Annotated in this window: 6 protein-coding genes; all 6 read left to right on the top strand. The window is 73.0% G+C overall.

Annotated features, from left to right (window positions below):
* Positions 1-148 precede the first annotated feature (148 nt).
* The gene (locus tag AB0D27_RS15900; RefSeq protein WP_362507941.1) at positions 149-3,136 is read left to right on the top strand and encodes an FAD-binding and (Fe-S)-binding domain-containing protein; all 2,988 of its coding nucleotides are present in this window, start codon (positions 149-151) and stop codon (positions 3,134-3,136) included.
* A 54-nt stretch (positions 3,137-3,190) separates the two neighbouring features.
* A complete protein-coding gene (locus tag AB0D27_RS15895; protein WP_362507938.1) occupies positions 3,191-4,339 on the top strand; it encodes a peptidoglycan bridge formation glycyltransferase FemA/FemB family protein in 1,149 nt (382 codons plus the stop codon).
* Between the two features lie 253 nt (positions 4,340-4,592).
* Positions 4,593-5,564: an EamA family transporter gene (locus AB0D27_RS15890; protein WP_362507935.1), complete on the top strand. Its 972-nt coding sequence runs from the start codon at positions 4,593-4,595 to the stop codon at positions 5,562-5,564.
* A gap of 655 nt (positions 5,565-6,219) precedes the next feature.
* Complete coding sequence (locus AB0D27_RS15885; RefSeq protein WP_362507932.1) at positions 6,220-7,032, top strand: TIGR03084 family metal-binding protein; 813 nt, start codon at positions 6,220-6,222, stop codon at positions 7,030-7,032.
* Positions 7,029-8,729 (top strand): acyclic terpene utilization AtuA family protein, encoded by a 1,701-nt coding sequence (locus AB0D27_RS15880; RefSeq protein WP_362507929.1) that lies wholly within the window; start codon positions 7,029-7,031, stop codon positions 8,727-8,729. The genes AB0D27_RS15885 and AB0D27_RS15880 overlap by 4 nt, the downstream gene beginning before the upstream one ends.
* A complete protein-coding gene (locus AB0D27_RS15875) occupies positions 8,726-10,324 on the top strand; it encodes a carboxyl transferase domain-containing protein (RefSeq protein ID WP_362507926.1) in 1,599 nt (532 codons plus the stop codon). Before AB0D27_RS15880 ends, AB0D27_RS15875 begins: the two co-directional genes overlap by 4 nt.

The raw sequence follows: 10,324 nt of genomic DNA, 5'->3' as shown, positions 1-10,324 counted from the left end.
GGGCTGCGCCCCCAGACCCCCCTTGTCGCGCTTCGCGCTCGTCCTCAAACGCCGGACGGGCTGAAAGGGGGATCGCCAGGTCGATCTCGGGGAAACGCTCGTACGGGTGAGGGCGCGGCCTCTCGCGCGGTGCCCGCATCCTGGGGACATGACGGATCTCGGGCAGCAGGGCACACCGGCGCCGGCGGCCGACCGCGGACTGCGGGCCGCGCTGGAGAAGGCGGTCCGCGGCGAGGTCGCCTTCGACACCACCGCGCGGGCGCTGACCACCATGGACGCGTCCAACTACCGGCGCGTGCCGCTCGGCGTGGTCTCCCCGCGCGACACCGAAGACGTGGCGGCGGCCCTCGCCGTGTGCCGCGCCCGGGGCGTGCCGGTAGTGGCGCGGGGCGGCGGCACGTCGATCGCCGGGCAGGCCACCGGCACGGGCATCGTCCTGGACTTCACCCGCCATATGAACCGGATCGTCTCCCTTGACCCCCAGGCCCGTACGGCCGTGGTGCAGCCCGGTGTCGTCCTCGACCGCCTCCAGGACGCCGCCGCCCCGCACGGCCTGCGCTTCGGCCCCGACCCCTCGACCCACAGCCGCTGCACCCTCGGCGGGATGATCGGCAACAACTCGTGCGGGGCCCACTCGGTGGCCTGGGGCACGACGGCGGACAGCGTGCGCGAGCTGAGCGTGGTCACGGCTCAGGGCGCCCCCGCCCGCCTCGGCCGGGACTGGGCGGGCGCACCGGAGGGCCTCCGGGCTTTGGTGGAGGGCGAGTTGGCGCGCCTGCGGACCGGCTTCCCGGACCTGCCGCGCCGTATCTCCGGGTACGCGCTCGACGCCCTCCTCCCGGAGCGGGGCGCGGATGTCGCCCGCTCCTTCTGCGGCTCCGAGGGCACCTGGGGGGTGCTGACCGAGGCGGTCGTACGACTGGTCGAGGCGCCGCCCGCGCGGGCGCTGGCCGTGCTGGCGTACCCGGACGAGAGCGCGGCGGCGGAGGCGGCCGCGGGGCTGCTGCCGCACGGGCCACTGACGGTGGAGGGGATGGCCGCGGATCTGGTGCCGGCCCGCGCGGGGCTGCCGCGGGGCGGGGCCTGGCTGTTCGTGGAGACGGGCGGCGCGTCCGAGGCGGAGGCACGCGCGCGTGCGGACGCGATCGTGCGCGCGGCGGACGTGACGGACGCCGTCGTGGTCACCGACCCGGCCGGGCAGCGCGCCCTGTGGCGCGTCCGCGAGGACGCGAGCGGTACGGCGACCCGGATGCCGGACGGCACCGAGGCCTGGCCCGGCTGGGAGGACTGCGCGGTGCCGCCGGCCCGGCTCGGGGCGTATCTCCGGGACTTCCGGAGCCTGTTGGCGGCCCATCAGCTGCGCGGCACGCCGTACGGGCACTTCGGCGACGGCTGCATCCACGTCCGCATCGACTTCGACCTGATCAGCCCCGGGGGTGTGGCCCGCTTCCGGCGCTTCTCGGAGGAGCTGGCGGAAGTGGTCGTCTCGCACGGCGGCTCCCTGTCCGGCGAGCACGGCGACGGGCAGGCGCGGGCCGAGCTGCTGCCCAGGATGTACGGGCAGGAGATGATCGGCCTCTTCGAGCGGGCCAAGGACCTGTGGGACCCGAACGACCTGCTCAACCCGGGCATGCTCGTACGACCGCACCGGCTGGACGAGAACCTGCGGTTCGCGGTGCTGCCACGGAAGCCGGTGGACGTGGTGTTCGGATATCCGGCGGACGGCGGGGACTTCTCGGCGGCCGTGCGCAGGTGTGTGGGCGTCGCCAAGTGCCGTACGACAGAGGTGACGTCGACGGGCGTCATGTGCCCGTCCTTCCGGGCGACCGGCGCGGAGGAGCACTCCACGCGCGGGCGGGCGCGGCTGCTGCACGAGATGCTCGCGGGCGAGATCGTGACCGACGGATGGCGCTCCACGGAGGTCCGCGACGCGCTCGACCTGTGCCTGTCCTGCAAGGGATGCAAGTCCGACTGCCCGGTCGGCGTCGACATGGCCACGTACAAGGCGGAGTTCCTCCACCACCACTACGAGGGGCGGCGGCGCCCGGCCGCGCACTACGCGATGGGGTGGCTGCCGGTGTGGCTGGCCGCTGTGACCCGGACCCGCTCGGCGCGGCTCGTCAACTCCCTTGCCGCCATCGGGCCCTTGGCCGGCCTCGCCAAGCGGCTGGGCGGGATCGCGCCCGAGCGGGATATTCCGCGGGTGGCGCGGGAGACGTTCAGCCGGTGGTGGTCGCGGAGGTTCCGGGACCGGGCGCGGGCGTTCGTGCGCGGGCAGACGGGAGAGCGGTTTCCCGGGTTCGGCGGGGACACCGTCGTGCTGTGGCCGGACACCTTCACCGAGCACCTCTCACCGTCCGTGGGGCGAGCGGCCGTACGGGTCCTGGAGGCGGCCGGGCTGTCGGTGCTGCTGCCGCCGACTCGGCGGATGCGGTACGGGCCGGTCGGGGACGGCGTCACCGAGGGTCCCATCGGCCTGGGCCACCTCCTTCCACAGCGTCGTCACCGCGTCTGCTGCGGACTGACGTACGTCTCGACCGGCCAGCTCGCCCGCGCCCGCGCCGTGCTGCGCCGCACCCTGGACCTGATGGAGCCCTACCTCGACATGGACGGCATCCCGGTCGTCGTCCTGGAACCGAGCTGCGCCGCCGCCCTGCGCACGGACCTCCCGGAGCTGCTGCCCGACGACCCGCGCGCGGCACGTCTCGCGGCGGCGGTGCTGACGTTCGCCCAGGCCCTCGAACGGCACGCCCCGCACTGGACACCGCCCCGCCTGGACCGCCCGGCCGTCGGCCAGACCCACTGCCACCAGCACGCGGTCCTCGGCGACACCTCCGAACGCCGCCTGCGCGAGGCGGCGGGCCTGACCGGCACCCTCACAGGCGGCTGCTGCGGCCTGGCCGGCAACTTCGGCTTCGAGAAGGGGCACTACGAGGTGTCGGTGGCCTGCGCGGAAGAGCAACTTCTCCCAGCGGTACGAGCCGCCTCGGACGACACGGTCATCCTCGCGGACGGCTTCTCCTGCCGCACGCAGCTGGAGCAGCTGGCGGGACGCCGGGGGCGGCATTTGGCGGAGGTGCTGGCGGACGGGGTGGCGAGGTCGGCGGGGGACGGGCCGGTGGACGGTCTCCCGTAAGTACGCTGGCGGATCCACCGAGTCGAGGACCACGGACCCCGAGGAGCAGCGCGTATGAGTCTCCGTCTTCAGGCGATCACCCGTGAGCAGCACCTGGCCTTCGTCAGGACGCGGCCCTCGGCCAGCCATATGCAGGTGCCGTCGTGGGGCGACGTGAAGCCGGACTGGCGCGCGGAGAGCCTGGGGTGGTTCGACGAGGGCGCGGAGGCCGGCGCCTCCGGAGGCGGTCGGCTCGTCGGAGCCGGGCTGGCGCTGCTGCGCCCGCTGCCGAAGGTGAAGCGGTATCTCGCGTATCTGCCCGAGGGACCGGTCATCGACTGGCATGCGGCCGACCTCGCCGAACGCTGGCTCGAACCGATGCTCGCCTACCTGAAGGCGCGCGGCGCGTTCTCGGTGAAGATGGGGCCGCCCGTGGTCGCACGCCGATGGAGCGCGGACGCGGTGAAGGCGGCGATCGCCGATCCGGCGGCGCGGCGGCTGGGCGACGTGACGGCGACGACGGACGAGCCGGGGGCCGTCGAGGTCGCCGACCGACTGCGCCGCATGGGCTGGCAGCGGACCGAGCCGGGCGGCGAGGAGGGCTTCGCGGCCGGACAGCCGCCCTACGTCTTCCAAGTGCCCTTCGCCGGACGCTCGCTGGAGGAGATCCACCGCGGCCTCAACCAACAGTGGCGGCGCAACATCAAGAAGGCCGACAAGGCCGGCGTGAAGGTGGTGCGGGGCGGCTACGACGACCTGCCCGCCTTCTACGAGCTGTACGCGGAGACGGCCGAACGGGACCGCTTCATCCCCCGCCCCCTGCCCTACTTCCAGCGCATGTGGACCGCGCTCACGGCCGAGGACCCGGACCGTATGCGGCTCTACCTCGCCCACCACGACGGCGACGTCCTTGCCGCGGCCACCATGCTGACCGTCGGCACCCACGTCTGGTACTCCTACGGCGCCTCCACCAGCCGCAAGCGCGAGGTCCAGCCCAACAACGCCATCCAGTGGCGCATGATGACCGACGCCCACGAAATGGGCGCCGGCGTATACGACTTCCGCGGCATCACCGACACGCTGGAGGAGTCCAACCACCTCCTGGGCCTGCTGCGTTTCAAGGCGGGCTCGGGTGGCGAGGCGGTCGAGTACCTGGGTGAGTGGGACTTTCCCCTCAACCGGCTGCTGCACAAGGCCCTGGACCTGTACATGGCGCGCCGCTGACGGCGACGGACGGCGCCCCCGGATAACCCCGCGCGCGCCCCAGGAGCGCATCGTCGGCACTGTCCCCGACCACCTTTCCGACGGCCGTCCGCTCTTCCGGGACAAGGTGCCCTGGCCCGGCGCCTGACGCCCCTCTCCCGGTCCTGCCTCACAGACAGCTCCATAACGGGTTCACACGCCTGACCGAGTCCATTACTCTGGACTGGCGAGTGCAGCACGATGAACGAATCCGAGTCGATCCCTGGAAGGCCCCGTGAACACGCCCAGCGCCGCCCCGTCCTCCCCGGCCCCGGCCGCCCCCGCGACGGAACCCGCCCCCGCGGTGGGCGTGCCGACGGCGGGCGGCGCGCGCAGACGGGGCGCGCTTGGACCCGTGGGCCTGGTGCTCGCCGGGGGTGTCTCCGTGCAGTTCGGCGGCGCCCTCGCGGTGAGCCTGATGCCGCGGGCCGGTGCCCTCGGCGTCGTGACGCTGCGGCTGCTGGTGGCCGCGATCGTGCTGCTCGCGGTCTGCCGGCCCAAGCTGCGGGGGCACTCGCGCGCCGACTGGGGAACCGTCGTGGTCTTCGGCATCACGATGGCCGCGATGAACGGGCTCTTCTACCAGGCGGTCGCCCGGATCCCGCTGGGCACAGCCGTCACCCTCGAGGTGCTCGGCCCGCTCGCCCTCTCCGTGTTCGCCTCCCGCCGCGCAGTGAACCTCGTGTGGGCGGGCCTCGCCCTCGGCGGCGTCTTCCTGCTCGGCGGCGGAGGCTTCAGCAGCCTCGACCCCATCGGTGTCGCGTTTGCCCTGGGGGCAGGTGCCATGTGGGCGGCGTACATCATCTTCAGCGCTCGTACGGGCCGACGCTTCCCCCAGGCCGACGGCCTCGCCCTCGCGATGGTGGTCGCGGCGGTGGCGTTCCTGCCCCTGGGGATCATCGAGTCCGGTTCGAAACTCCTGGTTCCCACCACGGTCGCGCTGGGCGCCGCGGTGGCCGTCCTCTCCTCCGTCCTCCCCTACACCCTCGAACTGCTCGCCCTGCGCCGCCTGCCCGCCTCCACCTTCGCCATCCTCATGAGCCTCGAACCGGCCGTCGCCGCCACCGCGGGCTTCCTCGTCCTGAACCAGTCCCTCTCCGCCACCGAGGCCGTGGCCATCGCCCTGGTCATCGCCGCGAGCATGGGCGCGGTACGGACCCAGGTGGGCCGCGGCAAGGCCAGGGGCCTGGAGGAGCCGACCGCGTAGCCGGCTGAGCCACCCCGACTCAACCCACCGGACGTGAGCCCGGCCCCCCAGCCCCGGCTCGCGAAGCCCTGCCCGCGAGGCTTGCCTTGTGCAGTTCTGCCGGCGAGGTCCGGCACGCGGTGTGCGTCGCGCCGGGGTCCGGTTCGCGGTGTGCGCCCGCGAGGTCCGGCTTGCCAATCCCTGCCGGCGAGGGCTTGCGTCGTGCAGTCCTGTCGGCGAGCCGCGGCTCGCGGTGTGCGTCCGCGAGGGCCGGTACGCGGTGTGCGTCGCGCGAGGTCCGGCTCGCGAAGCCCTGCCCGGGAGGGCTTGCCTTATGCAGTCCTGTCGGCGAGCTCCGGCTCGCGGTGTGCGTTGCGCCAGGTCCGGCTCGCGGACTCCGGTTCGTGAAGCCCTACCGGGAGGGCCGCCCGCGAATGCCCTGGCGGAGCCGGCCCGTGTAGTCCGATGCGTGGAGCCTCACCGCGTGGCTCCAGCGCGATGTCCGTCGGCGCAGTGTCACCGGCGGTGCGTTGCCCGTGTTGTAGCCCACGGGCGTATCCCTACGGGCGTATCCCACCCTCCATCCAAGCCAATTAATGCAAGCACGCTTGCTTGTTTACCCCGTCGCTGCCATGCTCCGGGACACACAACGTCGTGGCCCCGAGGGGAGCGCATCGTGTCCGACGCGTCGGCTGGGATCTCCGTGAGCTCCGTGATCGACGATCTGCACCGGGAGAGCGAGGAACTCGACCGGCTGGTGGGGGAGTTGGGGGAGGAGCGGTGGGCCCTCGGTACGCCCGCCCCGGGGTGGACCGTCGCCCACCAGATCGCGCATCTCGCCTGGACCGACCGCTCCGCGCTGCTCGCCGTCACCGACGCCGAGGCCTTCGCGAAGGAGGTCGAGAAGGCGCTCGCGTCGCCCGACGGTTTCGTGGACGAGGGCGCCGAGGAGGGGGCCGCGCTGCCGCCCGCCCGGCTGCTCGCCGAGTGGCGGGCGGGGCGCACCGCGCTGGAGGAGGCCCTGCGCGCGGCACCCCCAAGAACGCGGTTTCCCTGGTATGGGCCGCCCATGTCGGCCGCCTCTATGGCCACCGGCCGTCTTATGGAGACCTGGGCCCATGGCCAGGACGTGGCCGACGCGTTGCATATGGTGCGCGCACCCACGGACCGGCTCAAGCATGTGGTGCGCATCGGGGTGCGGGCCCGGGACTTCGCATTCGGGGTACGGGGGCTCACCGCGCCCGGCGAGGAGTTCCGGGTGGAACTCATCGCCCCCTCGGGCGAGTTGTGGACGTACGGCCCGGAAGGCGCCGCCCAGCGCGTCACCGGCCCCGCCCTCGACTTCTGCCTGTTGGTCACCCAGCGGGCGCACCGCGCCGACCTCGCCGTACGGGCCGAGGGCCCCGACGCCGACCGGTGGCTGGACATCGCCCAGGCCTTCGCGGGGCCTCCCGGCAGCGGGCGGGCGCCGAAGGGGGAGGTGAGGTGAGCGCCGCGCGACCGCTCCGCATCGGCAACGCCTCCGGTTTCTACGGCGACCGCTTCGACGCCCTGCGCGAGATGCTCACCGGCGGCCCGCTGGACGTCGTCACCGGCGACTATCTCGCCGAGTTGACGATGCTCATCCTGGGCCGGGACCGGCTGAAGGACCCGAGGCGCGGGTACGCCAAGACCTTCCTGGGCCAACTGGAGGAGTGCCTCGGCCTCGCGCACGAGCGCGGCGTACGCGTCGTCGCCAACGCGGGCGGCCTCAACCCCGCCGGACTCGCCGAAGCCGTACGGGAGCTGGCCGACCGCCTCGGCGTCCCGGCGCGCGTCGCGCACGTCGAGGGCGACGACCTCACCGCGCGGTACCCGCGGAGCCTCGCCGCGCACGCCTACCTCGGCGGCGCCGGTATCGCCGCGTGTCTGCGCGAGGGCGCGGACATCGTCGTCACCGGGCGCGTCACCGACGCCGCGCTGGTCACCGGCCCCGCCGCCGCCCACTTCGGCTGGGGGCCGCACGACTACGACCGGCTCGCGGGCGCCGTCGTCGCCGGGCACGTTCTGGAGTGCGGCACCCAGGCCACCGGCGGCAACTACGCCTTCTTCGCCGACCACGACCCGGCACGGCTGCGCCACCCCGGCTTCCCGCTCGCCGAACTCCACGAGGACGGCACGAGCGTCATCACCAAGCACGACGGCACCGGCGGCCTCGTCGACGTCGGCACGGTCACCGAGCAACTCCTGTACGAGACGCAGGGCGCCCGGTATGCGGGCCCGGACGTCACCGCCCGGCTGGACAGCGTCCGGCTCACCCAGGACGGCCCGGACCGCGTCCGCATCGAGGGGGTGCGCGGCGAGGCCCCGCCGCCCACCCTCAAGGTCGGGCGCAACCGGCTCGGCGGCTTCCGCAACGAAGTGGTGTTCGTCCTGACGGGGCTCGACATCGAGCGCAAGGCCGACCTCGTACGCGCCCAGATGGAGGCCGCGCTCGACGCCGCCAAGTCCCGCCCGGCCGACGTCCGCTGGGACCTGACCCGCACCGACCACCCCGACGCCCCCACCGAGGAGACCGCGAGCGCGCTGCTCCGCCTCGTCGTACGGGACCCGGACCAGGGCGCGGTGGGCCGCGCGCTGAGTGGAGCCGCCGTAGAGCTGGCGCTCGCGAGCTACCCCGGATTCCATGTGATGGCGCCACCTGGGACGGGCGCGCCTTATGGAGTCTTCGAGGATGTGTACGTCCCCCATGGCGCCGTGGACCATATGGCCGTTCTCCACGACGGGCGACGGCTTCCGGTGGCTCCGGCCCACGACACTCGCGTACTGGAGCCGGTGGAAGAACCGTCACCGCCGGAGCCGTCGCCGCCGGGACCGACCCGCCGCGCCCCCCTCGGCCTCGTCGCCGGTGCCCGCAGCGGCGACAAGGGCGGGAACGCGAACGTCGGTGTCTGGGCCCGCAGGGACGACGGCTGGCGGTGGCTCGCGCACACCCTGACCGTGGACCGGTTCCGGGGACTTCTCCCGGAAACCGCCGGCTTGACCGTCGTACGCCACCTACTGCCCAACCTCCGCGCCCTCAACTTCGTCGTCGAGGGAATCCTCGGCGAGGGCGTCGCCGCCCAGCACCGTTTCGACCCGCAGGCCAAGGCGCTCGGCGAATGGCTCCGCTCCCGCCACCTGGACATTCCGGAGGCCCTCCTGTGACCGTCCTCTCCTCCGCGCTCGACACGAAGAGCCCCGAGTACGCCGCCCACCGCGAGGCCATGCTCGGCAAGCTCGCCGAACTGGACGCCGAGCACGCCAAGGCGCTCGCGGGCGGCGGCGAGAAGTACCTCGCCCGGCACCGAAAGCGCGGCAAGCTGCTCGCCCGGGAGCGGGTCGAGCTGCTGCTCGACCCGGACACGCCCTTCCTGGAGCTGTCGCCGCTCGCCGCCTGGGGCAGCGACTACGCCGTCGGCGCCTCGCTTGTCACCGGCATCGGTGTCGTCGAGGGCGTGGAGTGCCTGATCACGGCGAACGACCCGACCGTGCGCGGCGGCGCCAGCAACCCCTGGAGCCTGAAAAAGGCGCTGCGGGCCAATGACATCGCCCTCGCCAACCGGCTGCCCTGCATCAGCCTCGTCGAGTCGGGCGGCGCCGATCTGCCCTCCCAGAAGGAAATCTTCATCCCCGGGGGAGCGATTTTCCGCGACCTCACCAGGTTGTCGGCGGCCGGCATCCCGACGGTCGCCGTCGTCTTCGGGAACTCCACCGCCGGAGGCGCGTACATCCCCGGCATGTCCGACCACGTGATCATGGTCAAGGAGCGGGCCAAGGTCTTCCTGGGCGGGCCGCCGCTGGTGAAGATGGCCACCGGCGAGGAGAGCGACGACGAGTCCCTGGGCGGCGCCGAGATGCACGCGCGCGTGTCGGGCCTCGCGGACTACTTCGCCGTCGACGAGCGGGACGCGCTCCGGCAGGCCCGGCGCGTGGTCACCCGACTCAACCACCGCAAGGCGTACGGGGATCCGGGCCCGGCGATCCCTCCCAAGCACGACGAGGACGAACTCCTGGGGATCGTCCCGGGCGACCTCAGGCATCCCTTCGACCCGCGCGAGGTCATCGCCCGCATCGTCGACGCCTCGGACTTCGACGAGTTCAAGCCCCTCTACGGGACGAGCCTGACGACCGGCTGGGCGGCACTGCACGGCTATCCCGTCGGCATCCTCGCCAACGCCCAGGGCGTGCTCTTCAGCGCAGAGTCCCAGAAGGCCGCCCAGTTCATCCAGCTCGCCAACCAACGCGACATCCCGCTGCTCTTCCTGCACAACACCACCGGCTACATGGTCGGCAAGGAATATGAGCAAGGCGGCATCATCAAGCACGGCGCCATGATGATCAACGCGGTGAGCAACTCACGGGTCCCGCATCTCTCGGTGCTCATGGGCGCCTCCTACGGAGCCGGTCACTACGGCATGTGCGGGCGCGCCTACGACCCGCGCTTCCTGTTCGCCTGGCCCAGCGCCAAGTCGGCCGTCATGGGCCCCCAGCAGCTCGCCGGCGTCCTCTCGATCGTCGCCCGGCAGTCGGCCGCCGCGAAGGGGCAGCCCTACGACGAGGACGCGGATGCGGCGCTTCGCGCCATGGTGGAGCAGCAGATCGAGTCCGAGTCGCTGCCGATGTTCCTGTCCGGGCGGCTGTACGACGACGGGGTCATCGATCCCCGCGACACCCGCACCGTCCTCGGCCTGTGCCTGTCCGCCATCCACACGGCGCCCTACGAGGGCGCGCGCGGTGGCTTCGGCGTCTTCCGGATGTGA

Source organism: Streptomyces sp. NPDC048415 (assembly GCF_040651675.1).
GTDB lineage: Bacteria > Actinomycetota > Actinomycetes > Streptomycetales > Streptomycetaceae > Streptomyces.
This window is presented reverse-complemented; position numbering and strand designations above follow the sequence as displayed.